The sequence below is a fragment of the Myxococcus vastator genome, assembly GCF_010894475.1.
GTDB classification, from domain to species: Bacteria; Myxococcota; Myxococcia; order Myxococcales; family Myxococcaceae; genus Myxococcus; species Myxococcus vastator.
In genome coordinates, this window is record NZ_JAAIYB010000073.1 from 1 (window position 1) to 24,380 (window position 24,380).

Annotated in this window: 20 protein-coding genes and 2 pseudogenes; 11 read left to right on the forward strand and 11 right to left on the reverse strand. The window is 71.6% G+C overall.

Features of this window, described 5'->3' with window-relative positions; all coding sequences use genetic code 11:
- Nucleotides 1-293: pseudogene (locus G4D87_RS10125) on the forward strand (DUF7151 family protein); the annotation flags it as partial.
- Between the two features lie 86 nt (nt 294-379).
- On the opposite strand, the gene G4D87_RS10130 reads toward G4D87_RS10125, so the two are convergent.
- Nucleotides 380-892: a GNAT family N-acetyltransferase gene (locus G4D87_RS10130; protein WP_163781353.1), complete on the reverse strand. Its 513-nt coding sequence runs from the start codon at nt 890-892 to the stop codon at nt 380-382.
- Nucleotides 893-1,057: 165 nt separating this feature from the next.
- On the opposite strand from G4D87_RS10130, the gene G4D87_RS10135 reads away from it, so the two are divergent.
- Both G4D87_RS10135 and G4D87_RS10140 read left to right on the forward strand, forming a co-directional pair.
- A complete protein-coding gene (locus tag G4D87_RS10135; RefSeq protein WP_176412253.1) occupies nt 1,058-1,576 on the forward strand; it encodes a hypothetical protein in 519 nt (172 codons plus the stop codon).
- A 411-nt stretch (nt 1,577-1,987) separates the two neighbouring features.
- Complete coding sequence (locus G4D87_RS10140) at nt 1,988-2,743, forward strand: DUF1338 domain-containing protein (protein ID WP_163781355.1); 756 nt, start codon at nt 1,988-1,990, stop codon at nt 2,741-2,743.
- An 8-nt stretch (nt 2,744-2,751) separates the two neighbouring features.
- On the opposite strand, the gene G4D87_RS10145 is transcribed toward G4D87_RS10140, so the two are convergent.
- From G4D87_RS10145 to G4D87_RS10155, 3 genes are read right to left on the reverse strand one after another with little or no spacing between them, the layout of a single operon-like run.
- Entirely contained in the window at nt 2,752-3,342 is a 591-nt protein-coding gene (locus tag G4D87_RS10145; RefSeq protein ID WP_163781357.1) for a GNAT family N-acetyltransferase, read from the reverse strand.
- 23 nt (nt 3,343-3,365) lie between these two features.
- Nucleotides 3,366-4,595, reverse strand: a complete 1,230-nt coding sequence (locus G4D87_RS39955; RefSeq protein WP_163781359.1) for an OmpA family protein — start codon at nt 4,593-4,595, stop codon at nt 3,366-3,368.
- Nucleotides 4,596-4,623: 28 nt separating this feature from the next.
- The gene (locus G4D87_RS10155) at nt 4,624-4,983 is read right to left on the reverse strand and encodes a DUF4398 domain-containing protein (protein WP_163781361.1); all 360 of its coding nucleotides are present in this window, start codon (nt 4,981-4,983) and stop codon (nt 4,624-4,626) included.
- 219 nt (nt 4,984-5,202) lie between these two features.
- Here G4D87_RS10155 and G4D87_RS10160 point away from each other — a divergent pair, with 219 nt between their 5' ends.
- On the forward strand, nt 5,203-6,087 hold the full coding sequence (locus G4D87_RS10160) for a 5'-3' exonuclease (protein WP_163781364.1): 885 nt from the start codon (nt 5,203-5,205) through the stop codon (nt 6,085-6,087).
- Nucleotide 6,088: 1 nt separating this feature from the next.
- On the opposite strand, the gene G4D87_RS10165 is transcribed toward G4D87_RS10160, so the two are convergent.
- Nucleotides 6,089-8,155 (reverse strand): hybrid sensor histidine kinase/response regulator, encoded by a 2,067-nt coding sequence (locus tag G4D87_RS10165; protein ID WP_240358154.1) that lies wholly within the window; start codon nt 8,153-8,155, stop codon nt 6,089-6,091.
- A gap of 163 nt (nt 8,156-8,318) precedes the next feature.
- Here G4D87_RS10165 and G4D87_RS10170 point away from each other — a divergent pair, with 163 nt between their 5' ends.
- Nucleotides 8,319-8,759 carry a group II truncated hemoglobin gene (locus G4D87_RS10170; protein ID WP_163781368.1) on the forward strand — a complete coding sequence of 147 codons (441 nt, stop codon included), beginning with the start codon at nt 8,319-8,321 and terminating at the stop codon, nt 8,757-8,759.
- Nucleotides 8,760-8,779: 20 nt separating this feature from the next.
- Here G4D87_RS10170 and G4D87_RS10175 read toward each other — a convergent pair whose 3' ends face one another.
- Nucleotides 8,780-9,709, reverse strand: coding sequence for a fatty acid desaturase (locus tag G4D87_RS10175; protein ID WP_240358155.1), 930 nt, complete (start codon nt 9,707-9,709; stop codon nt 8,780-8,782).
- A gap of 224 nt (nt 9,710-9,933) precedes the next feature.
- Between G4D87_RS10175 and G4D87_RS10180 the strand changes: the two genes are divergently transcribed.
- Entirely contained in the window at nt 9,934-10,479 is a 546-nt protein-coding gene (locus G4D87_RS10180) for a hypothetical protein (protein ID WP_163781372.1), read from the forward strand.
- A 33-nt stretch (nt 10,480-10,512) separates the two neighbouring features.
- Here G4D87_RS10180 and G4D87_RS10185 read toward each other — a convergent pair whose 3' ends face one another.
- Nucleotides 10,513-11,964 (reverse strand): sensor histidine kinase, encoded by a 1,452-nt coding sequence (locus G4D87_RS10185; protein WP_240358156.1) that lies wholly within the window; start codon nt 11,962-11,964, stop codon nt 10,513-10,515.
- Between the two features lie 313 nt (nt 11,965-12,277).
- Here G4D87_RS10185 and G4D87_RS10190 point away from each other — a divergent pair, with 313 nt between their 5' ends.
- Both G4D87_RS10190 and G4D87_RS10195 read left to right on the forward strand, forming a co-directional pair.
- Nucleotides 12,278-14,239 carry a potassium transporter Kup gene (locus G4D87_RS10190; RefSeq protein WP_163781386.1) on the forward strand — a complete coding sequence of 654 codons (1,962 nt, stop codon included), beginning with the start codon at nt 12,278-12,280 and terminating at the stop codon, nt 14,237-14,239.
- 279 nt (nt 14,240-14,518) lie between these two features.
- Nucleotides 14,519-15,532, forward strand: coding sequence for a hypothetical protein (locus G4D87_RS10195; RefSeq protein ID WP_163781376.1), 1,014 nt, complete (start codon nt 14,519-14,521; stop codon nt 15,530-15,532).
- 10 nt (nt 15,533-15,542) lie between these two features.
- Here G4D87_RS10195 and G4D87_RS10200 read toward each other — a convergent pair whose 3' ends face one another.
- Entirely contained in the window at nt 15,543-16,124 is a 582-nt protein-coding gene (locus tag G4D87_RS10200; RefSeq protein WP_176412246.1) for a TIGR02265 family protein, read from the reverse strand.
- Nucleotides 16,125-16,135: 11 nt separating this feature from the next.
- Nucleotides 16,136-16,873: a metallophosphoesterase gene (locus tag G4D87_RS10205; RefSeq protein ID WP_163781380.1), complete on the reverse strand. Its 738-nt coding sequence runs from the start codon at nt 16,871-16,873 to the stop codon at nt 16,136-16,138.
- A 390-nt stretch (nt 16,874-17,263) separates the two neighbouring features.
- Between G4D87_RS10205 and G4D87_RS10210 the strand changes: the two genes are divergently transcribed.
- Nucleotides 17,264-18,889, forward strand: coding sequence for a golvesin C-terminal-like domain-containing protein (locus G4D87_RS10210; RefSeq protein ID WP_176412245.1), 1,626 nt, complete (start codon nt 17,264-17,266; stop codon nt 18,887-18,889).
- 7 nt (nt 18,890-18,896) lie between these two features.
- A complete protein-coding gene (locus tag G4D87_RS10215) occupies nt 18,897-19,997 on the forward strand; it encodes a TolB family protein (protein ID WP_163781382.1) in 1,101 nt (366 codons plus the stop codon).
- Here G4D87_RS10215 and G4D87_RS10220 read toward each other — a convergent pair.
- The gene (locus G4D87_RS10220) at nt 19,987-22,362 is read right to left on the reverse strand and encodes a sensor histidine kinase (RefSeq protein ID WP_240358157.1); all 2,376 of its coding nucleotides are present in this window, start codon (nt 22,360-22,362) and stop codon (nt 19,987-19,989) included. The two genes, G4D87_RS10215 and G4D87_RS10220, sit on opposite strands and share 11 nt — an antisense overlap.
- Nucleotides 22,363-22,670: 308 nt before the next feature.
- On the reverse strand, nt 22,671-23,654 hold the full coding sequence (locus G4D87_RS10225) for a carboxypeptidase regulatory-like domain-containing protein (RefSeq protein ID WP_163781383.1): 984 nt from the start codon (nt 23,652-23,654) through the stop codon (nt 22,671-22,673).
- 263 nt (nt 23,655-23,917) lie between these two features.
- Between G4D87_RS10225 and G4D87_RS10230 the strand changes: the two are divergent.
- Nucleotides 23,918-24,380 (forward strand): annotated as a pseudogene (locus tag G4D87_RS10230) (hypothetical protein); the annotation flags it as partial.

Below are 24,380 nucleotides of genomic sequence, written 5' to 3' on the forward strand. Positions count from 1 at the left end.
GTGCGGGCAAGGGCGGTGGCGGTGGCGGTGCCGGTGGCATCATCCAACTGCTCTCCACCACGACGCCTGCCGTGACGGGCACCATCGCCGTGAACGCGGGCGCCGCGGGCGCCACCGCCAACCCCACGGGCGCCAGTCAGGCCATCTCCGCGGGAGGTGGTGGCGGCGCGTGCGGTGGCAATGGCGGCTCGGGTGGTGGCGGGACGCTGGTCGCGCCTCAGCCGTCCGAGGCGGGTGCCGTCGGCTATGACCTCCGGACCGTCACGCCGACGCCGGAGAACGTGTTCCTGTAGGTCCTGAGGGTTTGGGGGGATGCGGCGGCTCGCGGGCAATCAGCTCGCGGGCCGTTCGTGTTTCTGGCGCATGGTTCGGCTGTGCATCAGTCCTGACGTGGCGCGGGGTTCCACGTCATGGCGACGTAAGGGTCGGCGGCCTCCTCCTCGGGCGGCGCGGCGTCCACCTCGAAGCCCAGGCGCTCGTACAGCCTGCGCGCGGGGCTGGTTCGCAGCACTCGCAGCCGGAGGGGGACGCCCGCCTTTCCGGCCTCGTCCCGCACCTGGGTCAGCAGCCGGGTCCCCACGCCGCTGCCTTGGTGTGTGGGCAGCAAGGCGATGTCCACCACCCGCCACGTCGCCGCGTCCTTCGCGACCAGCAGGCGCCCCACGGGCTGGCCCTGGTGGCACACCACCAGGTGGTCGGCGCCGGGATGGCGGGCCGCCCAGTCGTGAGACTGCGCCATCCACTGCATGCGGAGGAAGGCGTCGCGCTGCGCGGGCGCCCAGCCCCATGCGGCGAGCTCGGCCTCCCGGGTGCTGGCGTACAGCGCGAAGAGGAAGGGTTCGTCCGAGGCCGTCGCGGCCCGCAGGTCAATGGACACAGTGGTGCGCAGCATGGCTCGACGGGCGACGACGCGTCCATCAGCGGACGGCCTCCGCCATGCGCCGTCATCCGCCCAACGGCGGATGCAAGCAGCGGTAAATCCGGACGTCCTCGTAATCGTGGTTGGACGTCAGACCCGGATGAGATTTTCGGGAGCAGTTCCCGAAGGAGCCACACGATGAAGAAGACGCGAGACGAGGCACTGAACCTCCAGGAAGCGGGGGACATGGAGGCGCGGTGGCGGGGCCTCGCCACCCAGTTGCTGGAGCTGGGCGACGACGCGATGGATGCGCAGCTGCTCGTGGCCTTCCGCGCCGCGCGTGAGGACGGGGTGGTGCCTCCCGACGCGGGCTTCTTCCTGGTGGCCCACATCCTCACCACCATGGCGGACGAGGCGATTGGTGACGAGCCCCGCGTGTGCCGGCTGGCGCTGGAGTTGGAGTTGATGGAACGCGAATACGGCGTCGAGCAGGGCGCCTGGCTCAGCGGCGAGGAGACTCCCCCCGAGGACTGGGAGGCCCTGCGCGCGGCGTACGAGGCCGCTTGTGACGAGGCCCGCGCCACCTTCTTCACGGCCTATGGCGAGGAGGAGATGGCGCGGCTCTACCTGGATGACCGCTTCTGCTTCCACCGCCGCTTCGAGAGCGGGCGCCGCTTCTTCCACGGACTGCCCATGCTTCCCGAGCATCTGCACTGATTCTCAGTTCTCAATTTCTCTCATTCAAATGATGCGAGCCGGCTTTCACGCAGCTCAGGCGGAATGTTGCGGCAACAAAGTTTGGATTAGCAGGACTTCAAGGTAGCTCAACGCGGTGTTGGTGCTGTGGTTTGCGGCGTCCTGGCATTTTCCGTCGGCACACCCTATTCCGGCGCTCGCTTCCGGTGCGCGGGTGGGGTGGCGGGGAAGAAGTCAATGCATACCGTCGGTGTGAAGACTCGAAACTCCAAGGCGAGTCTTCAGCAGCTTCGCTGCTCGGCGGCGCGCGTCTCTGGCTGAAGTCCCCTCCAAGGACCCGGAGCCGCGCGCCGCCGCACTTTTCCCCGAGGGAGGGTGGCCTGGGCCGGTCACGGCGGGCTTCGGCGGGTGGTGGCGTAAGCTTCGCGCGCCATGACCACCGACTCCGCCCGCCGTCTCCTGGACCTGCTGTGGGAGCGCTACGCCGCGGAGGTGCCCTACGCGCGCACCTTCGTGCAGCTCTCCGGGGGCCGTTTCCGCAATGACCACGTCGCGCTCCGCTCGCTGGCCCGGCCCGGTGGTGGCATCGCGCTCTTCTCGCAGCCCTTCCTCCGGCTCGGTTGGAAGGCCGCGGGCGCGTACACCTTCCCGGACGCGCACCTGTCCGCCATCTATCTGTCACATCCGGCGGGGCTGCCCCGCATCTTCATCTCCGAGCTGAAGCAGGAGGAGCTGTCCCCGCGCGCTCGCGAGCTGCTCGCCCGGCTGCCCGAGGACCCCGCGCCTCCCGAGGACGTGGACGCCCTGGCCGCGTGGTTCGGCCCGCCGCCCCCGCCGGACGAGGCCGCGCTGCTGGAGCTGGAGAAGGAGTCCCAGTACGCGGCCTGGCTGCTCGCCTTCGGCCGCAAGGTGAACCACTTCACCGGCTCGGTGGACGACGTGGAGGCGTGGCAGCAGCGCATGCGCGAGGCCGGCGTGCCGATGAAGGCCGACATCGAGGGCGCGCCCGGGACGGCGCTGCGGCAGACCGCCACGCAGGCCGCGCCGCTGCCGGTGCTGCTCAAGGGCGGTGGCGCGCGCTCGTGGCCCTACGCCTATTTCGAGATTGCCCAGCGCACGCCCGACTTCGATGGCTTCCTGGGCCCCCAGGCCCGGGCGCTCTTCGACATGACGAAGCGCGGCGAGTAGCCCCCCGGTCATCCCCGCCGGCCAGGGGCAATCAGCGCGTTGAGGACGTGGTCTCGCCACTGGCCGTCGATGAGCAGGAGCTCCCGCGCCATGCCCTCCACCTGGAAGCCCAGGCGCTTCAGCACCGCGGCGCTGCGCACGTTCTCCGGCAGGTGGTTGGCCTGGAGGCGGTGCAGGCCCATGACGTTGAAGGCGTAGTCACACAGCGCGCGTAGGGCCTCCGTCATCAGGCCCTGGCCTTCGTAGTGGTGGTCCAGGCCGTAGCCCAGGTCCGCGGACTGCAACGGGCCTCGGCGGATGTTCGTGAGCGACACGTTGCCGATGATGGGCGCCAGCAGGAAGGGCTGGTTTCGTGGCAGCAGGAACACGCGCAGCGACAGGTCGCGCCGGAAGTCCTCGCGGTCCTGCGCCAGCCGCGTGCGCCAGTACGTCACCGAGAAGAAGTTGGCCGGCCGCGCCGGCGACACGGTGGAGACGTGCTCCCGGTTCGCCTCGTGGTACGCGAGCACCCGCCACGCCGCATCCGGCGGAAGCTGCGCCAGATGCAGGCGTTCGGTGCTCAGCAGGCTTTGGACTGCGTCTGGGCCCATGGCGGGCATTCAACCCCGGCGTCCGTTGGCTTTCAGCGCCGAGGCGTCGTCGGGGACGGCGCGCCGCTGCCGCCGGTGGCCTCCGCTCCTCCGCGCGGGAGGATGATTTCCACGCGCCGGTTGTTGGCCCGGCCCTCGGGGGTGGAGTTGTTGGCGACGGGCCGGTACTCACCCAGGCCGCGCACCTCGACGCGGTCGCGGCTCACGCCCTGGCTGATGAGGAACTCCCGCACGCGCTCCGCGCGCCGATAGGACAGGGCTTCGTTCATCGCGTCCGAGCCCATCGAGTCCGTGTGGCCTTCAATGACCATGGGGCTGTCAGACGCCTTGAGCGCGTTGGCCACCTCCGTCAGTTGCTCACGCGCCGCCGGGAGCAGGTCCACCGCGTTCGAGGCGAACAGCACCTGTCCCGACAGCGTCAGCACCAGACCTCGGGACTCCTCGCGGACCTTCACGTCGCGCGCCGTCGACTCCAGCTGCGTCAGGGCCTCCGTGGCGCGCTGTTCCGCGTCGAGCCGTGCCTGTCGCTCGCGCTCCAGCTCCCGCTCCACCTGGCGCCGTGCCTCCTGCTCCGCCTCCAGCTCCGCCGTGCGCTGGAGCAGTTCGTGGTTCTCCTGGGCCAGGCGCTGGGATTCCGTTTCAGCCCGCACCCGGCGCTGCTCTTCTTCCTGAAGCCGCGTGGTCTCCTCCGCCAGCCGCAGCGACTCCGCCTCCTGCTGCTGGGCCAACCGCCGCAGCTGTTCCGCCTCGTGCTGGCGCCGCCGCGCATCCATCCGCACGCGCTCGGCCTCCTGCTGCCGCGTCACGGCGTGCTGTCGGGACTGCTGCTGTTGCTGGAGGGCTTGCAGCCGCTCACGCTCGGCCTGGGCGAGCTGTTGACGGGCCGCCTCCAGCTCCGCCTGGGAGCGCTGCCATTGCCGCGCCTGGGCTTGCTGGAGCGTGGCCTGGGCCTCGGCCTGCCGCCGCGCCGCCAGGTCCGCGGTGCCGCGCGCCCCCGCCGTCTCGGACTTACGCAGCGCCACGTAGGACAGCGAGCGGGTGCGAGGGGAGTCCTGGCTGCGGTCGTACTCCCGCTCGGCTTCCAGCAGCGCATCTCGCGCCGCCGCGACGTCGCGGGGACGCTCACGGCCCTGGGGGCTGGTGGAGACCTCCTGGTACGCCGCGCGCGCGTCGAGGAGCTCCTGTGGCGGCGGCGTGTGTGCGCACCCCACGGCGGCCAGCGCCGTGACGCCAGCGAGGGCCTTCCATCCACGCTTCAGCATGTCGCTCTCTCCTGTCGAGGTTGTCGGCTCACGGTTGGCCGCGGCGCAGCGACTCCGCCTGGGCGGCCGTGCGTCGCGACTCGCGCTCCAGCGGGACGGCCCGGGCCAGCGCGTGCGCCAGCTCCGCGTCCGCCTCGGCCTGCCTGAAGCGCAGCTCCGCGGCTTCCTGTTCGCCTTCCACCCACAGCCGCTCCGCGTCGGCAATCTGCTGCCGGGCGAACTCCAGGTGGAGGGCCGCTTCGGGGACCCGGGCGGCGCCAGCGCCTTCCGCCGCGCGCAGCGAGGCCTCGGCCTGCACGCGTTGCTCATTCGGCGCGGGAAGCACCTGCCGTCCGGCGCATCCCGCCATCGTCAGGCCCAGCAGCACCGCCGTCAGCTTCAGGCGCATGGTTTCACCTCCTGCCGCTCGAGGACGTGGACACGCGTCATGGCGCGCCCAGACGTAGAGGTGGGGCCTCGGAGACAGGCCGGCAATCCAACCGTGGCAGGGTTGGCCGAACAGCGGGCGGGCAGCCACGCAGGCGCCTCGCCTCTCGCGTGGGGACTTCCCCTCCCGGGCGCACCTGGGCGCTGGCCGGCGCGCGCCACCGGGGGTAGAGAGGGCGACATGCGCCTGCACCTGGTCGACGGCACCTACGAGCTCTACCGCGCCCACTTCTCGCCCCGTCCAGGGCATGCCGCGCCGGGTGGACAGGACGTGAAGGCCACGGTGGGGCTGATGTCCTCGCTGCTCGCGCTGCTGCACGACGCGGACGAAGCGGTGACGCACGTGGCGGTGGCGTTCGACAACCCCATCCGCTCGTTCCGCAACGCGCTGTTCGACGGCTACAAGAGCGACGAGGGCGTCCCTCCGGAGCTGCACGCGCAGTTCGACCTGGCGGAGGAGGCCGTGCGCGCGCTGGGCGTCACCGCGTGGTCCATGAAGGAGCAGGAGGCGGATGACGCGCTGGCCACCGCCGCGGCGCGCTGGACGGACGCGGTGGAGCAGGTGCGGCTGCTCACGCCCGACAAGGATTTGGGCCAGTGCGTGCGCGGCAGCCGCGTGGTGCAGGTGGACCGGCGGCAGGAGAAGGTGCTCGACGAGGACGCGGTGCGCGCGAAGCTGGGGGTGCCGCCCGCGAGCGTGCCGGACCTGCTGGCGCTGATGGGCGACGCGGCGGATGGCATCCCCGGGCTGCCGGGCTTCGGGGAGAAGGGCGCGTCGGCGCTGCTGAGCGCGCATGGCCACCTGGAGGACATCCCCGCGGAGGCGTCCGAATGGAAGGTGCGTCCCCGGGGCGCGGAGAAGCTGGCCGCGACACTGCGCGAGCACCGTGACGCCGCGCTGCTCTACCGCCGGCTGGCCACGTTGGTGACGGACGCGCCGCTGCCGGGCACGTCGTCGCTGGAGGACCTGGCGTGGAAGGGTGTGCCGGCCGCCGCGTACGAGGTCTTCTGCGACCGGCTGGGCCTGACGACGCTCAAGCGCCGTCCCAAGCGCTGGGCGCCCTGAGCTACCCCGTGGCCTCGCCGCCGTCCGGGCGCACGGGCAGCGCGGTGGGCGCATGCCGCGGCAGCCGCACGGTGAAGGTGGTGCCCGTCTCCTCCTGGGAGCGTGCCTCCACCGTGCCGCCGTGGGCCAGGACGATGCTGCGCACGATGTAGAGCCCCAGGCCGATGCTGCGCCGGCCCTGGTCCTCCGGACGCACCGTGGCGCGCTCCAGCGGCTCGAAGATGCGCGACTGGCGCTCCATCGGAATCGCCGGGCCCAGGTTGTGGACCTCCAGCACGACGCCGTCGTCATCGCCTCGGGACATCACTCGCACGGGCGTGCCGGGCGGGCTGTACTGCAGGGCATTGCCCACCAGGTTGCCAATGAGCTGCGCAAGCCGGTCCGGGTCCCACGTGCCCAAGCCGTTTCCGGAGCGCTCCGTCTCCAGTCGACGGTCGGGCCAGCCGGCGTGCACCTCGTCCAGCACCGCGCGCACGACTTCGTGCAGGTCCATGGGCTGGGGGTACACCGGAAGCCCCGTGCCCTGGCGCGCGCGGGTGAAGTCCAGCAGGTCGCGAATCATCCGCGTCGCGCGGTCCGCCGAGCTTCGGATGCGCTGCGCCTGCCGCTCCTGCCGCTCATCCAGCGGTCCGCGCTGGAGCATCATGGACACCGCCAGGGTGATGGCTCCCAGCGGGTTGCGGAGGTCGTGGCTGACGATGCCGATGAGCTGCCGCTCGAAGTCCGCGCGGGCCTTCATCTGCTGCGCCAGCTCCGACTCCTTGCGCCGCGCCAGCACGGAGTCCGTGACTTCCGCCGCGAACAGGATGACGGCCGCCAGCCTTCCGCTGGCGTCCCGCATCGGCTGGTACATGAAGTCGAAGTAGCCCTCCGGCGGGGGGCCGCCGGGCACCTGGGCAATGCGCACGGGCAGCTCCCGCGCGCTGAAGGGCTCGCCGGTGGCGAAGACGGTGTCCAGCACCTCGAGGACGTTCTGTCCCTCCAGCTCCGGCAGGGCCTCGCGGAGCGTGCGGCCCACCAGGGGCCGCTGGCCAAAGCGCTCCCGCAGCCGCGCGTTGGCCACCACGCAGCGCTGGTCCGGCACGCTCAGCACTCCGAGTAGCGCAGGCACCTGTTCGAAGAGCGTGGCCAGCATGGCGCGCTGCCGGTCTGATTCCTCCCGGGCCCCGCGCTCCAGCTCCAGCAGCCGGGCCCGGGCGGCCTCGGCCGCCTGGCGCTCGGTGACGTCCTGCATGGCGCCCACCACCTGCGTGGCCCTGTCCTGCGCGTCGCGGATGATGTGGCAGCGGTCCGCCACGTAGGCCCAGGAGCCGTCTCCGCGCTGGAAGCGGTAGGTGCCCTGCCACTCGTGCTCGGGGCCTTCCAAGGTGGCCTGGAGGCTGGCGACGATGCGTGCGCGGTCGTCCGGGTGCAGCCGCTCCTCCCACCAGCGACGCTCGTCCTGGATGGTGCCGGGGGCGTAGCCGAAGACCTCGTGCAGGCCGCTCGTCCAGTCCATGAGGCCCGTGCGCGGGTCCCACTCCCACACCGCGTCCCGCGTGGCGCGCGCCGCCAGCCGGAAGCGCAGCTCGCTGCGCCAGGCGCGCTCCTCGGCGGCCTGGACCTCCGTCAGGGTGCCTTCCAGCCTCCGGCGTCGCGCCCGTTCGTCCTCCAACGTCTTGCGCCGGCTGCGCTCCCACTGCGCCAGGGCCTGGACGCGCGCGGCGAACTCCATCGGGCGGAAGGGCTTGAAGACGTAGTCGTTGGCCCCCACGGAGAGGCCTTCCACCACGTCCTCCGCGCGCGTGTTCCCGGTAATCAGCAGGACGGGGACGTGCTCGGAGGCGGGATTGCTCCGGACGAAGCGGCAGACCTCCAGGCCCGACATGCCGGGCAGGTGCCAGTCCAGCACCAGCACCTCGGGCACGGGCCCTTGCGTCAGGGCCTCCAGCAGTGAGGCCCCGTCCAGGAACCCCGTCATCCGGCAGTAGGGCTCCAGCGCGCGGCAGATGGCCTGGGTCTCTACTGGACTGTCGTCGAGCACCCAGACCACGGGGGGAGAGGGCGCGACGCGGGGGGAGATAGACACGGGTGGCCGTGGCTCTAGCAACCGCCTCTCACCCAGGTCAAATCTTCCAGGGCAAGCAGACCCTGGACCGCCTGCCTCTCTGTCCGCCGGAGGTCAGCCGCTCGTTTCGAGGGGAATGACGAGTCTCCATGAACCCGGTCGTCTCCAGCGGTAGAAGGAAAGCATGTCCGTACAACTGAAGATGCCCTCCGAAGACGACTGGGTGCCAAGCCAGGACGACCTGCCGTACCACCGGCTGGGCGGCACTGAAGCGGCCATGGCCCTGGCCGAGGCCTTCTACGACGCCATGGACGCCCACGAGCCCGAGCTGGCGCGCCTGCACGAACTGGACGCCGAGGGCCGGGTGAACCGCGGCACGCGCGAGCGCTTCGGCCTGTTCCTCGCGGGGTGGCTGGGCGGGCCGCAGGACTACACGGAGCGTCATGGCCACCCCCGACTGCGCATGCGGCATGGCCACCTGCCCGTGGGCGTCGCCATGCGGGATGCGTGGGTGCGCTCCATGCAGCGGGCCATGGACGCGCGGGGCATCACCGGGGGCCTGCGCCGCTTCCTCGATGAGCGCTTCGCCCACGTGGCGGACTTCCTGCGCAACGTCGAGGAGTGAAGCGCGGCCCACCTGGGGCCTCAGGCCCGGCGCAGGGCGAGCGCGCACAGCCGCCGGGTCCGACGCGGCTCCGGGCGGCGCAGGCGTGCCCCCAGGCGCGGCGGCAGGTGGGCCAGCGACTTCACGTCGTGCACCAGTCGCAGCGCGGCCAGCCCGCGCACGGCCCACCAGCCCGGGTCCGGCTGCCGCCACCCGAGCCCCATCTGCGCCGAGGCCGGGTAGACGTGGTGGGTGTTGTGCCACGACTCACCCATGCTCAGCAGCGCCAGCCAGCCGGCGTTGCGCCCCTGTTCGGCGCAGCCCGGCAGCTCGTAGGGCTGCTCGCCCTCCACGTGGCTCACGTAATGGACGCACCAGAAGCCGTCCTGGGTGAGCGCCAGCCGCACCAGGATGCCCCAGGCCACCCAGGGCGCCCCGCCCAGCGCGTACAGGGCCAGGGCGAGCGGCGCCTGGAGCCACGGGCCCGCGCGCTCCAGGCCGCGGAAGAACCCGTCCTGCGTCACCCGCGGCGCCGCTGGCGCGTCCGGGGCGCCGTCGCGCGGGTGCCAGGTGTGGAAGAGGGCGTAGGCCATGGCGCGCGTGAAGCCCTCGCGGTAGCCGAAGTAGGGCGGACAGTCCGCTTCCGGCTGGTTCTGGTGGAAGTCGCGCAGGTCATGCATGCGGCTCATCGCGATGGGGCCGCCCAGGCCGGCCAGGGTGCCGAGCAGCGCCAGCGCGCGCTCCACGGGCGCCGAGGCACGAAAGGCCCGGTGGATGAGTCCCCGGTGCAGGCCCACCGACACGCCCAGGCACATCGTCACCGCGGTCAGCCCGGCGAACACCGCCACCGCGCTCCACGAGAAGAAGCAGGCGCCCCCCACCAGCGCGCCCACGTGCAGGAGGCTCCAGCGCAGCACCTTGCCTCCGTCCAGCCTCGCCGTTCCCCACCGCGCGCTTCCTGTCTCCGCCATGGCCCGCTCCTTTCGGAGGGGCGTCATCGCAAGGAGCCTGCCACCCGAGGCCGGGCCTGTTTCCGAGGGGTTGCGCGCGCGGAGGGGGTCTGGGTGTCAACGCCGTTCACAGCGCGCGCCCACGGCGTGGACGGTATGGGCCCCAGGGTGAATGACGGGCCGGTATCCGGTGTCCACACTGTCGTTATTCATCCGGGGATGAAACCGTACGAGGAGGTCTCCACATGAAGCGCATGCTGATGCCGCTCCGCCGGAGCGTGCTGGTGTTGGGAGTGGTGCTGGGGGCGGGCGTGGCGATGGCCGAGCCGAAGCAGGGCGCCATCAACCTGAAGATTGCCTTCCAGTCGTTCAACCTGGAGATGACGCCCGAGGCGGTGACGGGGGCGGACTTCCAGGTGGCTCGCTCGCCCGGGATGCTGAAGGGCCGCGGGCTGAAGGGCAACTTCGCCCTGACGCTGAAGGACGGGTCGGTGGAGGGCGCGGTCGGCGGCGCGCCGGTGAACCTGACGGTGACGAAGGAGGGGGACGCCATCGTGGCCAAGGGCGGCTTTGGCGGACGCCCCGTCAACCTGAAGCTGAGCCCCAGCGAGCTCACCCTCTACGTCCGCGACTGCACCTACCGGCTGAAGGCGGAGGACACGAACCGCTTCTACACGGGCCGGCGCAGCTGCGACCGGGCCATGACGCCCGGCTCGGAAATCTGGCTGCCGGACGAGTTCCTCGCGGCGAGCCCCGAGGAGAAGGCCGCCATCCTGTTCCTCGCGCTGTGAGGCGCGCCCGCGCGGGTGGGCCCTCGAGCGTCCTCACCCGCGCGCCCGCGGCAGCACCACGGTGAAGGTGGAGCCCACGCCCAGCTCGCTGCGCACGGTGACGTGGCCGCCCATGGCCTCCACCACCTCGCGGACAATCCACAGCCCCAGGCCCACGCCATGGTAGTCCCGGCCGGCCACGGCGCGCTCGAAGCGGTGGAAGAGGCGGGGCAGGTGCTCCGACGCGATGCCGATGCCCGCGTCGCGCACGTCCAGGCGCACGTGGGCCTCGGTGCTGGACAGCGTCACCTGGACGGGGCCGCCCCGCCCGTACTTCATCGCGTTGGACACCAGGTTGGTGAGGACCTGGTCCAGGCGCAGCCGGTCCCAGTGGCCGTGGGCCTCCCGCGGCAGCGACAACGTCAGGGGGGTACCCGCGCCCGCCCCCTCTGGCTCGAAGCGCTCCGCCACCTCGCGGACCAGGGCGCCCAGGTCCACGGGCTCCGGGTTCAGCTCCAGCCGTCCGGCGTGGATGCGCGACACGTCCAGCAGCGCGTCGATGAGCTTCGCCTGCCGTTTCGCCTGACGGCCCATCAGGTCCAGGCCCCGGAGCAGCCGCTCCCGGGGGACGTCGTCCAGTGCGCGCTCCAGCGCGGTGCGCAGGTGCTGCACCTGGAGCTGGAGCGCGCTGATGGGGGACTTCAGCTCATGGCTGGCGATGGCGAGGAACTCCTCGCGCAGGCGGAGGGCCTGGCGCGCCTCGTGGTACTGGCTCGCGTGCTCCAGGGCGGGTGACGCCCGGCGCGCCAGCTCCCGCGCCAGGGCCACGTCGCGCGCGTCAAGGGCCCGGCCGGCGCGGGTGAGCACCAGCGCGGCGCCCTTCCGCCCTGGCCACGCCAGTGGGACGCCCAGCCAGGACGGCGGCTCCGCGTGGAGCGCCGGCCTTCCGGACGCGATGATTCTCGACACCGCTGCTTCGTCCGGGATGCAGGGCACGTCCGCGTCGAGGGGCTCCCGTGCGTCCAGCCCCGCGGACGCCACGCACCGCACCTCGCCCGGGGCGTCCTCGAGGAACACGCGGCAGGAATCCGCGCAGCCAGGCACGGCGAGCCGCACCAGGTGCTCCAGCGTCGCGTCCTGCTCCAGGCTGGCGCCGAGGACTTCACTGGCCTCCGCCAGGAGCCGGCGGTGGGCCTCACCCCGGCGTCGCTCGGTGACGTCCACCAGCATGCCCATGCACTGGGCGGGACCGGTGGACGCCGGCATGGAGGCCGCCCACAGCTCGACATGGAGCGGCGTGCCATCGCGCCGGTGGAGCTCCAGCTCCAGGCAGGGCGGCTCCAGGCCCTGCGAGGCCTGCTCCAGATGGCGGCGGAACAGCGCCCAGCGGGCGTCGGTGGCCCAAGGCGCGCGGCGGCCGAGCACGTCCTCCCCGCTCCAGCCGAAGAGCCGCTCGGCGGCGGGGCTCCACAGCCGCACCGTGCCATCCAGGTCCAGCAGGTGCATGGCCAGGGGGGAGACCTGGAAGATGGCTTCCAGGACTGTTGGACCTCGTGCTCCGGACCGCCGGGCCTCTGCCTGACCCTGTGCCGCCACCCTCGTCATCGCGTCTCCCCCCCATCGTGTTGGATGGGAACATGGCTGAAGCGGGGCGAGGAGCGTCCGTCCGGGCAGGGCGGCCGTGCCGTCGCGGATGTCGAACATCCCCGGCCTGGGAGTGTTCGCTCCGGACGCACTCCCGGCCCTGGGGCCCCGTGACGCCGAGGCGGGGGAGGCGGCATGCGCACGAGGGAATCTGCCGGACGCGACACGGTCGCGGTTGCTCTGGGCCCGGGTTCAGCTAAAGCGCGGCGTCGTGAAAGCGACCACCACCGGAGTGCCGGGCGGCGAAGACGTCAAGAAGGGCCCGGACACCTTCAAGCGCTCGGCGTTGCTGGCCCTCGGGGCCCTGGGCATCGTCTACGGCGATATCGGCACGAGCCCGCTGTACGCGTTGCGCGAGTGCTTCACGGGAGCGCACGGGATTCCGCCGACGCCCGCGAACGTGCTGGGGGTGCTGTCGCTCATCTTCTGGTCGCTCATCATCACCGTGTCGGTGAAGTACCTGCTGCTGGTGATGAAGGCGGACAACCGGGGCGAAGGCGGCATCCTGGCGATGATGGCGCTGGTGATGCAGCGGCAGCGCGCGCAGCCGCCCCACCGGTCGCGTCCGGTGTTGATTACGCTGGGCATCTTCGGCGCGGCGCTCCTCTATGGAGACGGCATCATCACCCCGGCCATCACCGTGCTCAGCGCGGTGGAGGGCCTGCATGTGGCCACGGACGTCTTCGACCCCTACGTCATCCCCATCGCGCTGGTCATCCTGGTGGCGCTCTTCCTGGTGCAGCGGCACGGCACCGCGCACATCGGCGCCGTGTTCGGGCCCGTCATGTGCGTCTGGTTCCTCACGCTGGCCGCGCTCGGCGTGAAGGAGCTGGTGCACAACCCGGCGGTGCTGGGCGCGCTGTCGCCCTGGCACGCGGTGGAGCTGTTCCGTCACAACCACCTGCATGGCTTCCTGGTGCTGGGCGGCGTGTTCCTGGTGGTGACGGGCTGCGAGGCGCTCTACGCGGACATGGGCCACTTCGGCCGCAAGCCCATCCAGTTGGCGTGGTTCTCCATGGTGCTTCCGGCGCTGATGCTCAACTACCTGGGGCAGGGCGCGCTGGTGCTGCGCGACCCGAGCGCCGCGCGCAATCCCTTCTTCCTGCTGGCGCCGTCCTGGATGCTGTATCCGCTGGTGGCGCTGTCCACGGTGGCGGGCGTCATCGCCTCGCAGGCGCTCATCGCGGGGGTGTTCTCCCTGACGCGCCAGGCGATGCAGCTGGGCTACAGCCCGCGCATGGAGGTGGTGCACACCTCGGCGGAGGAGATGGGGCAAATCTATCTGCCCGGCTTGAACTGGGCGCTGCTGGTGGGCGTGGTGGCGCTGGTGCTGGGCTTCCGCTCCTCCAGCGCGCTGGCGTCGGCCTACGGCATCGCGGTGTCCACGGCCATGGTCATCACCACCCTGATGGCCTACGTGGTGGCCCGGGAGCTGTGGGACGTGCGGCGGTGGGTGGCCATTCCCGTGGTGGGCCTGTTCCTGGTGGTGGAGCTGGCCTTCTTCGGCGCCAACGCGGTGAAGGTGGCGGACGGCGGCTGGTTCCCGCTGCTGATGGCCGTCGTCGTGTTCACGCTGATGACGACGTGGAAGCAGGGGCGCGACATCCTGGCGGCCAAGCTGCGCGCGTCCAGCATCCCCTTGAAGGAGCTGCTGGGCAGCTTCGGTGACCACCCGCCGGTGCGGGTGCCGGGCACGGCCATCTTCATGACGGGCAACGCGGAGGGCACCCCGCCCGCGCTGCTGCACAACCTCAAGCACAACAAGGTGCTGCACGAGCAGGTGGTGCTGCTGACCATCCTCTCCGAGGAGCTGCCGCACGTGCCGCCTGTCGAGCGCGTGGAGGTGGAGCCGCTGGAGCAGGGCTTCGTGCGCGTGGTGGCGCGCTACGGCTTCATGGAGAACCCGGGCATCCCCGACGTGCTGAAGCGCTGCCGCGAGAAGGGGCTCCAGTTCCAGCTCATGGGCACCAGCTTCTTCCTGGGGCGGGAGACGCTGATTCCCACCAAACGCCCGGGCATGGCCGTGTGGCGCGAGGCGCTGTTCGCCTGGATGAGCCGCAACGCGCGCAGCGCCACCTCGTACTTCCGCATCCCGCCCAACCGGGTGGTGGAGCTGGGCGCGCAGGTGGAGTTGTAGCCCCGTGAACGCCTGAGCCAGGGCGGGTGCGCTTCACCCCACATCTGCCTTGACTCTTTGCGTTGAATGGCGCTTCTGTATCCCTGGCTGCGCCTCCCTGCCACATCTACGTCCAGATTTACCTTTCGGACGGAAAATTATGACGGGAGGCAACAAATCGGACCGTATGTCGAAAATCATTTTTGTCCGGCGGAATGAATCCTCCGCGGACGGAACGAAGCTCGACATTTCGCAAACCGGTGTCCCCCGACACCCCTCGTCCGAAACCAGGTCAGCCCCATGCTCGACATCGCGCCCGCGTCCGCCAACTCCGCTGTTGCCCCCGCTGCTGCCTGGGCTCCGCCGGAGCAGACGCTGGAGACGCTGTCGGGCCTGGCGCCGCACACGCTGCTGACGCACGCGGACCTCTACCCGCGCATCTGCGTGAGGGACCCGTACTACGCCCTCAAGGACGTGACGGTGATGGGGGCGGGCGAGGTGGTGGCGCGCCTCCCGGTGCAGCAGGACCCGGACGCGGAAGCGGGCCCCATCGGCCTGGGTGAGGCGGGGCGGCACCTGGCGATTCTGGGCTCGTGCGCGTCCGCGCTGATGTCGCCCAAGGACGGCCAGCACTTCTACCTGGCGTGCGGCGCGCGCGGGGAGTGGCTGCGGCCGGAGCCCATGGCCCGCGCCACGGACCTGCTGTGGGGGTTGGCGAAGGCGGAGTTCACCGGCCGCCGCACGGCCACCGCGCGCACGCTGCTGTCGCTGCCGGACGGCACGCCGTTCTTCCGCCTGGAGGTGGACTACAACGTGCTGTCCGCCGCCGCCTTCACGCGCCTGTTCGGCGAGGCCCGGGTGGACATGCGCCGCGAGCCGCGCCGCGACGAGGGCGTGCAGCGCACCCCCGAGGAGTGGGCCCGGCTGCGGCAGAACCCCTACAGCAAGCCGCTGGCGCTGCGCGACTGGCGGCCGGACGGTGAGAGCCTGTCGGCCACGCTGGGGCCGGTGACGGCGGAGATGTGCAAGGGGCACTTCGCGCTGCACCCGGTGATGCCGGTGGCCGTGGTGGCCGGTGGCATGACGCGCGTGGCCACCACGCTGCTGCGCCGGCTGGAAGGCGCGCCGTGGGCCCGTTGCGTGGCGAAGGACGTGCGGCTGAAGGCGGACACCCTGGCCTACGCGGGCCAGACGGTGACGTTCGGCGCCGTCCGCCGCGCGCACGACGGTGACGCGCACACCTTCACCTGCCAGGCGTCGGTGGGCGAGCGCGTCGTCGCCGAGCTGGACGTCACCTACACCCGCGTGGACTGAGCGCCGCGCCTCACGCCCACCGGATGTCGTAGTCCGCGCTGTCGATGCCTCGCGGCGTCGCGCGCGCGGTGCCCTTCAAGCCCAGCACCTTCAGCGCGCCGGTGAGGATGCCCTCGTGGTAGGCGGGCGGCAGCATGTCCCGGCGCATGTGCAGCGTGCCGGAGGTGGGGCCGGTGGGCACGTAGTCGCGGCTGCCGTAGCTGACGGCCGCGCCGTAGCCCATCTGCGCGCCCGCGAAGAGCTTCTGCGGGTCCCCGCGGGAGATGATGCCGAAGATGAGCATGCCCGGCCCGGTGGAGAAGCGCGTCACGTCCTTCTCGCCGCAGGCATGGAAGACGGCGTCCTCGGGGCCCAGCAGCGGCTCCAGCGCGTCCGCCGCGCGGTAGAGGAGCGTCAGGAAGTCCCGCGCCGGGTACGTGCGCAGGTCCGTGTACGCCGCGCCTGGCGCCCCCTCGCGCACCGTCTCCATCGCCGTCAGGCCCGCCTGCTGCTGGACGAGGCTGAGCACCGACTTGAAGAACAGCCCCCGCACCGAATCACCCGGCTGCACGGCCGCGAGCCGGGCCTCGAGCTCCGCCTTGTTGGACGGCATGGCGCGCCTCCTCACACCTCGTCGAGCAGCATCGGGGCGAAGCCCGCCGCGTCACACGAGGCCAGCACGTAGCGGACGCCGCCGCGCTCGCCCGTGAAGCCCGCGGCGATGCCGGCCGCGTGCAGGTGGCCATAGACGCACACCTTCGGTCCAAAGGCCTCGATGGGCTCGCTGAAGGCGGTGGCCTTCTCGTTCGCGTACACCGGCGGGAAGTGCACGGCCACCACGCGCACCAGCGGCGTGGCGCTGGCCGCCTCCTTCTTCTTCGCGTCCTCCATGGAGGCCGTCAGCCGGCGCGTCTCCCGCTCCACGTAGCCGGTGTCCGCCGCCTCGTCCCCCATCTCCCCGCCGGGCATGGGCGGCGCCTCCGGCGCGGTCCACAGCCGGCTGCCCGCAATCACCCACGGGCCCATGACGACGGCGTTGTTGTGGAGGAAGCCCTCCAGCGTGCGGAAGGGCTCCAGCAGCTTGCGCAGCTTGGAGGCGGAGTCACCCCACCAGTAGTCGTGGTTGCCGCGCACCAGCACCTTGCGGCCCGGGCGCGCGTCCAGCCACGCCAGGTCATCCATCACCTCGTGGGCCCGCGTGGCCCAGGAGATGTCCCCCGCCACGATGACCACGTCCTCCGGCGCCACCCGCTCATCCCACGCGCGTTGCAGCGGCAGGGGATGCTCGGACCACCCGAAACGGTGCATGTCCTTCTGTCGCGTGGAGGGCAGGTGGGTGTCGCCGATTCCGAAGAGCCGCATGGCCCCCTCATAGCGGAAGCCCTCGTCCCAGTCCCCGCATCCGGTCTCACGCCAAAAGGCGAGGGGCACTGGAAATCGGTAAACAAGCTTTACGGAGTTCTGTCTCGAAAAACGTCAGTGCGACATCCGGTGGCCAACCCGACGCCTCGGCTGTCAGGGCTTACATGTGGGCTGCTCCTGATTCCAGGAGGTTGCGTCGCCGGGTGCTCGATTTGTGGGCGGATTTCTTGACGGGGAGGTGGAGCATCCATGCTCCACTTGGAGTCGTGGAAAAGAGGAGCTCCCTGGGAACGCGTGGCTGGCATGCATGGTGCTCAGGCGTGGCCCCTGCGCCGCTCCCGTGGGACGGGGGCGACCGTGGAGCTGCTGACCCCCCTTCAAGGAGTATCCATGCACGTGTTTCGCAAGACGTTCGCGGCGACGGCCGCGGCCATGGCCCTGGCGGCCTGTGGCCCCCAGCCCGAGGCGTCTCCGGAAGAGACGGCCCCTGAGTCGCAGGTTCCCGCGGGCGCGGTGGATGACGCCGCCCGCGCGGTGGCCGACGCGGCTCGCCGCACGCCCAACGAACTGGACGCCCAGTTCGCCAAGGCCGCTGGTGAGTTCAACGTCCCGGTGAACCTGCTCAAGGCCATCTCCTACGCGGAGACGCGCTGGGAGCACGTCCTGGGCGAGGAGGAGTTCGAGGGCCGCCCGGCGGCCTTTGGTCTGCTGGGCCTGCGCGGCCAGCTCATCACCGACGGCGCGGCCCTGGCGGGCGTGTCCGCGGACGCGGTGCGCGCCGAGCCGCTGGCCAACCTGCGCGCGGGCGCCGCGCTGCTGTCGAAGTACGCCGACGAGGCGGGCATCGACCGCGCGGACCTGGGCGCGTGGGCCCCGGTGGCCGTGCGCCTGACGGACATCTCCGACCCGGACATCCAGGCGCACTACATCCACAACGACGTGTACGCCGTGCTGCGCGAGGGCGCGGGTGCGTTCACGCCGGCGGGCAAGGTCGCCGTGTCGCTGGATGCGACCCAGGTCGAGCCGAAGTTCGCCCTGCCGAAGATGCAGGCCCTGGCGGCCGGCCCGGACTACGCGGCCTCCATCTGGCGCCCGTCGCCCAACTACAACGCGCGGCCCTCCGGCATCGGGCAGCAGATGGTCATCATCCACACCTGTGAGGGTGGCTACTCGGGCTGCTGGAGCTGGCTGACCAACTCCGCCGCGGGCGTGAGCGCGCACTACGTGGTCAATGAGACGGGCACCGAGGTGTCGCAGCTGGTGCGTGAGACGAGCCGCGCCTGGCACGTGGGCGCCGCCTACCGCAGCAGCCTCAACGGCGGCGTGAAGTCGAACCTCAACGGCCGGTCGACGAACGACTTCTCCATCGGCATCGAGCACGGCGGCTACGCCAGCTCGGCCTCTTTCAACACGGGGATGATCAACACCTCCGCCCGGCTGACGTGCGACATCACCCGGGACCGGGGCATCCCGCGCGACAGCTACCACATCGTGGCGCACGCCCGGCTGCAGCCGGAGAACCGCACGGACCCGGGCCGCAACTGGCCGTGGACCACCTACATCAATCAGATTCGCAGCTACTGCGGTGACGGCGGCACGACCTCGGCCATCGTCGTGGACAGCAACAACGCGAACAACAACGCCAGCAAGGGCTACATCGCGGTGCCATCCACCTGGCAGCGTGGCACCAGCGCGGGCTACTACGGCAACGACTACTACTTCGCCTCCACGCAGGCCATCTCCGAGCCGGCGGTGTTCCACTTCCACATGCCTTCGGCGGGCAGCCGGACCATCCAGGCCTGGTGGGTGCAGGGCACCAACCGCTCTCCCGCGGCGCCCTTCGTGATTACGCACACGGGTGGCAACAGCACGGTGACGGTGAACCAGCAGGCCAACGGCAGCAAGTGGGTGACGCTGGGCACCTACAACTTCGCCGCCGGCTGGAACAAGGTGCAGCTGAGCCGCTGGGCCTCCGAAGGCTACGTCGTCATGGCGGACGCCATCCGGATTCAGTGAGGTGGTGATGCGAGGCCTTGAACGGCTTCAGCGTTCCTGGCCGTGGCGGGCGCGGTGTCTGACCGCGCTCGCCGTGCTCGGTGTCGGGTGTTCCGGCCGGTGTGGCGGGACGCCCGGCCCTGGGCCGCTGTCGAAGGAGGAGGCGGGCGCCATTCCAGGCGCGGTCATCTTCTTGTCGGAGCGGGCGGGGCGGAAGGATGTCTGGAAGGTGAGTCCGGACGGCGTGGAGACGCAGCTGACGCGCGGTGAGGAGGACGTGTACCCCGGTCCCCTGTCGCCAGACGGCAAGTCGCTGCTCGTCATCGCCGCGGCGGAGGAGGGCGGACTGCACCGCCAGCAGATGCGCGTGTTGCCGCTGGATGGCAAGAGCCCGGTGGTGCCGCTGCACCCGCCCCGGGCGCGCGCGCGCAATGCGAGCTGGGCGCCGGACGGCACCTGGCTGGTGGCCGAGTCCGACGCCCAGGGCTTCAGCGACGTGGTGCGCCTGGAGCCCCGCGAGGGGGTGCCGGAGGTGCGCCTCACGCACGTGCCCCAGGGCTGCTTCGAGCCAGCGGTGTCGCCGGATGGCAAGGAGGTGGCCTTCGTGTGCAGCCGCGAGGGCGACCCCGAGGTCTACGTGGCGAACGCGGACGGCAGCGGTGAGCGCCGCCTCACCTTCTTCCACCATGAGGACCGCACGCCGAAGTGGAGCCCGGACGGCCAGTGGCTCGTCATCGTCAGTGACCGGGAGCGCAAGGACCGGCTGTACTTCCTCCGTCCGGACGGCTCGGACCTGCGCGCCGTGTCGGGCGAGTCCTTTGCTGGCGACGAGCGCGAGGCCGCCTGGAGTCCGGACGGGCAGCGGCTGGCCTACGTGAGCCGGCTGCCGGATGGGAACACCCGCATCTGGGTGGTGCCGGTGGCGGGCGGCGCGCCCGTGGCGCTGACGGACGGCAAGCTCCGGGACGACATGCCCGCGTGGAGCCCGGACGGGAAGTACCTGGCCTTCGTGTCCGAGCGCGAGGGCGACACGGACGTGTACCTCATGCGCGCGGATGGCACCGGGCAGACGCGGCTGACAACGGCCAAGGGTCCGGACTGGCTGCCGCGCTGGGCGCCTACGCGCTGACGGCGGAGCCGTCTCCCGCCGCCGGGTCCTGACCATTCGGGACCTGGGGCGGGAGCGGGGTCGCGCCGGGCGGGGCCACGGGCAGGCTGAAGCTGAAGGTGGAGCCCCGGCTGGGCTCGCTCTCCACCCAGATGCGCCCGCCGTGCGCTTCGATGATGAGGCGGCTGATGTACAGCCCCAGCCCCAGGCCCTTCGCGTCCGCCACGCCGCTCTTCCGCGTGCGGTAGTACTTGTCGAAGACGCGGGCGGCGTCTTCCGGGCTCAGCCCGGGGCCCAGGTCCGTCACCGACACCACCACCTGTCCCGGCTGGAGCTGGGCGCGCACGGTGATGGGCTGCCCGTCGGGGCTGTACTTGGCGGCGTTGGTCATCAGGTTGACCACCACGCGCTCCAGCCTCGTCGCGTCCACCCAGACAGGGGGCAGGCTGCTTTGGACCTCCAGGTGGAAGCGCTCGCGCACGTCGGGGGCCACGTCCCGCTCCAGCACCCCTTCCAGGAAGCGCGCCAGGTCCCGGGGCTCGCGGCGCGGCGTCTCCCGCTGGGACTCCAGCCGCGAGCCCTCCAGCAGCTCCTCAATCATGGAGCTCATCCAGGCCACGCTGCGCTGGATGGACTCCGTCATGGACTCCTCCCGCTCCAGGTTCCGCTCGCGCAGGGCGCGCCGCAGCAGGCCCACGCGCAGGCTGATGGTGTGGAGCGGATTGCGCAGGTCGTGGGAGATGAGGCTGACGTATTCCTCCCGGAGCCGGTCCAGCTCGTGGCGCGTCGTCACGTCCTGCGCCGTGGAGACCACGCCGCGCACCTTCCCGCCAGGACCGAAGACGGGGGCCGCGGTCATCAACACTGGCAGCCGGCTCCCGTCGGGGTGGAGGATGAGGAACTCTTCGGGCCCCACGCGCTGGCCCGTGCGCAGCGCGCGGACGATGGGCACGTCCGTCCTGTGGACCGGCTTGCCGTCAGCGGTGAGCACGAAGGGGCTGTCCCCTGTCATCTCCAGCGTCACGCCCCCCAGCGGGCGCCCGAGCAGTTGCTCCGCGACGGGGTTGGCCACCAGCCCGTCGCCGTCCGCCGCCACGAACACGATTCCCACGGGGGTGTGGTCCAGCAGGGCCTGCACCTGGCTGCGCTGCAGCTCCGCCTCCTCGCGGGCACGCTGGACGCTGGCGAGGTACCGCTCCCGCTCCGTCACGTCGCGGACGACGGCGAGCACGCTGGGACCCTCCGGGCCTGACATCGGGCTCAGCCGCACCTCCAGCGACAGCGGGCTGCCATCCTTGCGGCGGCCGTGGATGGCGCGCTCGCCCAGGCCGGTGTCCAGGCTCCGGCCACCGAAGAGTCCTTCGGGAACCAGCAGCTCCACCTCGCGGCCCAGCAGCTCCTCGCGCGGATAGCCGAACACCCGCTCCGCCTCCGTGTTGACGAAGCGCAGCAGGCCTTGTGCATCCACCGTCAAGAGCGGCGCGGGGGTGGTCTCCAGCAGGCCCCGGTAGCGCGCCTCGGAGGACTCCAGCGCCGCGGTGGCCTGTTGGCGGTGGGTCTCGATGAGGTCCAGGGCCCGCGCGGACAGGAGCACGAGCGCCGCGCCGCCCGCGCTCACGACGGTGGCGAAGATGGGGAGCTTCGCCTCCAGGTTGATGGCGCGCACGTCGTGCAGGAGCATCAACACCATGCCCACCAGCGAGGGGCCCATCAGCGCCACTGGCACCAACCGGCGCGCGAGGAAGCCGCCGAGCGAGTCGCGGGTGATGCGGCTCATCAGCCCCAGGCCCGGTCGCGCGCAGAGCGTGCCCACCGCCAGCAGCAGCAGCGTCAGCGCGGTGGGCAGGCCCATGCTGCGCTCGGCGAGGAAGGGCAGGGTGCCCACCATCAACAAGGGGCCCATCAACAGGCCGTTGAGGCCCAGCGTCGAAGTCACCAGTGACAGCACGACCAGCGTGTCGCGCAGCCGGACGCAGCGGCTCCGCGCCGGGAGCGCCAGGGCCACGCCCAGCAGCGTCATGCCGGTGGCGGAGAGGGGAGAGGGTCGAGGGAGCGCCGAGGCGTGCTCATCGAGCAGGCGCAGCATCAGTGCCTCCGCCCCCGCGTCCCAGCCGGTGAGGTCGCGCAGGAGACTCACCACGCCGATGGCCAGCATCACCAGCGCGCAGGCGGTGGCCGCGGGTTCCTGGTGGCGGAGCGGGCGGCGGCGCAGCCGCAGGCCCAGGGCGGCGCCGCCGAATATCATGGCGATGCCTGTCACCGGCGTCATGGGAATGCCGGCCACGCCGGGCCTCAACATCTCCACGTCCCAGGCCCAGCCCAAGAGGTACAGCGCGCCCACGAGCGGGACGCCCAGCGTGGCGAGCCAGGCGATGCCGCGGGCCATGGCTGCGCTCCGACGCTGCGGCCTCCAGCACTCGTTCATCGTGGCGTCCCCCAGGAACGCACAGGGCTCCTCCCGTGACGCACCGGCTCGAGGCCCCGTTCGAGACGCTCCCATGAGAGAAATGCGTCGCGCCCTTGCCTCCGGCATCGGACGAGCGTGCGGCGCAGCGACGGGGGCGGACGGATGGGCGCCGTCAGTCCATTGGCTCGAGCCGCGCGCACTTCTGATGAAACATGGGGGCGGCCCGCGCGCGGGGCAGCAGGCCCCGAGCAGCCGAGTCACGAGCGGAAGGCCGGGCGCCGCGCTGACTAGGGCGGCGGGTGGAGGCCGGGATGGACGGTGAGCACCAGCCCCCAGCCCGGCGCCACGCCCACGTTGCGTGGCACGTAGCTGTCCATGCCCGTGACGGACAGGAGGAAGGCCTCCGCGTCCGCGCCCGAGTGGACGTAGACGAACAAGCCGTCCGGGCCGGTGCCGTCCTGGTTCGCGCCCTGGAGGTCGGCGGTGGGGTAGTGGATGCGACCGGCCAACGCCTCGTCGTCGGGGGTGACCTTCGCGCCCGCGACGGGATGGCCGCTTGCGTCCACCACACGGCCCAGCACGAAGCCGGCGTCGCGCAGGGTGGCCGCCCGGTGTTCGGTGTGGCCTCGGATGGCGCTCTCCCCCACGGCGGCGCTGAGCGCGTCATGGAAGGCGTCCGGCAGTGCCCACACGCGCGCGCCGACGATGTCCGTGCGCGGCCGGGCGCCGCTGAAGGCGGAGTCGTAGACGACGGTATGGGCGGGCACCAGTCCCGCGGCCGCCGCGCCCACCGCGAGGCTCAGGTGCATCTCCCGCACGGCCACGTCGCGCACGGTGAAGGCGCCATCCGCGGCGGCTGGCGTGCTGCCGAAGGTGGCGTTGGCGTCATTCACCGACAGCCGCAGGGGCTCCGTGGCGGTGAGGGGCGCTCCCTCCAGCGAAGGCAGGGGCAGGCCCCGGGCCTCGAGCAACCGCCGGGCCTCGGGGAGCAGGTCCACCGTGCCGCTGACACCAATGTGGAGGTTGTCCAGGTCCACGGCCTCGGCGTCGTCGGTCTGCACGCCAGGGTCGGGTGTGAAATCGCCAGGGCCGCAGCCCAGTGAGAGTCCCAGCACGGCACATGGAGCCATCAGGAGAGGACGCATCATCGCGGGAAAGCTCTCCACGGCCCCACGCGGCGGCAATCCACCCCGCGCTCCGTCCGTCCCCTGGTCGACGCCGCGGTGGCGCTGCCCAGGGGGCTGGAGGGCGCCGCGCTGTCCAAAAAACATCAGCGCCGCGCCCCGGAGTGGGACGCGGCGCCGTTCATGTGGACGCCAGGTGTCGTCGAACTGGCCGAAGCGAGGCGGCCATCACCCGCCCCGAGGCGGGGTCCGCCTCAGCGCCAGCGGCTGTTGCCACCAGAGGAGGACGACGAACCCGAGCGGCCGGACGGAGGCGCGCTGGAGCCCGAGGACGACTTCCCGCTGCTGCTCCCCCGCGTCCCCAGCCCCCGCTGCTGGAGCTGGAGCCCGAGCTGCTGCTGGAGCCACGGTTGCTGCTGCCGCTGTTACCGGAGCTGCTGCCACCGCGTCCCCAGCCGCTGCCGCTGGAGTCCGAGCTGCTGGAGCCCGAGCCGCTGGAGTCCGAGCTGCTGGAGCCCGAGCCGCTGGAGCCGCTGCTGCTGCCTCCACGCGTGTTCCAGCCGCTGCCGCTGCCCGAGCTACCGCTGTTGTTGTCGCGCGAGTCATCGTCCTTGGGCGCGGCGTTGTTCGTGGTGCGTCCCGCGGGAGGGCTGCTCCAGCCGCTGCCGGAGGAGCTGTTGCTGGGCGCGGCGTTGTTCGAGGTGCGTCCCGCGGGAGGGCTGCTCCAGCCGCTGCCGGAGTTGTTGCGCTGGCCACGCGCCGGCCGTTTGTTGCCGCCCGAGCTGGAGCCGCGCGGCGTGGTCCAGCGCGTGCCTCCCGGAGGCGGCCGGGTGCCGCTGTACGTATTTCCAGGCACCACGGGGCCTGTCTCTC

Bases quoted from the DNA above. Each gene is read 5' to 3' on its own strand.
- G4D87_RS10130 (WP_163781353.1), bottom strand. From the start codon at position 892: ATGCTGCGCACCACTGTGTCCATTGACCTGCGGGCCGCGACGGCCTCG.
- G4D87_RS10135 (WP_176412253.1), top strand. From the start codon at position 1,058: ATGAAGAAGACGCGAGACGAGGCACTGAACCTCCAGGAAGCGGGGGAC.
- G4D87_RS10140 (WP_163781355.1), top strand. From the start codon at position 1,988: ATGACCACCGACTCCGCCCGCCGTCTCCTGGACCTGCTGTGGGAGCGC.
- G4D87_RS10145 (WP_163781357.1), bottom strand. From the start codon at position 3,342: ATGCCCGCCATGGGCCCAGACGCAGTCCAAAGCCTGCTGAGCACCGAA.
- G4D87_RS39955 (WP_163781359.1), bottom strand. From the start codon at position 4,595: ATGCTGAAGCGTGGATGGAAGGCCCTCGCTGGCGTCACGGCGCTGGCC.
- G4D87_RS10155 (WP_163781361.1), bottom strand. From the start codon at position 4,983: ATGCGCCTGAAGCTGACGGCGGTGCTGCTGGGCCTGACGATGGCGGGA.
- G4D87_RS10160 (WP_163781364.1), top strand. From the start codon at position 5,203: ATGCGCCTGCACCTGGTCGACGGCACCTACGAGCTCTACCGCGCCCAC.
- G4D87_RS10170 (WP_163781368.1), top strand. From the start codon at position 8,319: ATGTCCGTACAACTGAAGATGCCCTCCGAAGACGACTGGGTGCCAAGC.
- G4D87_RS10175 (WP_240358155.1), bottom strand. From the start codon at position 9,709: ATGGCGGAGACAGGAAGCGCGCGGTGGGGAACGGCGAGGCTGGACGGA.
- G4D87_RS10180 (WP_163781372.1), top strand. From the start codon at position 9,934: ATGAAGCGCATGCTGATGCCGCTCCGCCGGAGCGTGCTGGTGTTGGGA.
- G4D87_RS10185 (WP_240358156.1), bottom strand. From the start codon at position 11,964: ATGCACCTGCTGGACCTGGATGGCACGGTGCGGCTGTGGAGCCCCGCC.
- G4D87_RS10195 (WP_163781376.1), top strand. From the start codon at position 14,519: ATGCTCGACATCGCGCCCGCGTCCGCCAACTCCGCTGTTGCCCCCGCT.
- G4D87_RS10200 (WP_176412246.1), bottom strand. From the start codon at position 16,124: ATGCCGTCCAACAAGGCGGAGCTCGAGGCCCGGCTCGCGGCCGTGCAG.
- G4D87_RS10205 (WP_163781380.1), bottom strand. From the start codon at position 16,873: ATGCGGCTCTTCGGAATCGGCGACACCCACCTGCCCTCCACGCGACAG.
- G4D87_RS10210 (WP_176412245.1), top strand. From the start codon at position 17,264: ATGCACGTGTTTCGCAAGACGTTCGCGGCGACGGCCGCGGCCATGGCC.
- G4D87_RS10215 (WP_163781382.1), top strand. From the start codon at position 18,897: ATGCGAGGCCTTGAACGGCTTCAGCGTTCCTGGCCGTGGCGGGCGCGG.
- G4D87_RS10220 (WP_240358157.1), bottom strand. From the start codon at position 22,362: ATGGCCCGCGGCATCGCCTGGCTCGCCACGCTGGGCGTCCCGCTCGTG.
- G4D87_RS10225 (WP_163781383.1), bottom strand. From the start codon at position 23,654: ATGTTTTTTGGACAGCGCGGCGCCCTCCAGCCCCCTGGGCAGCGCCAC.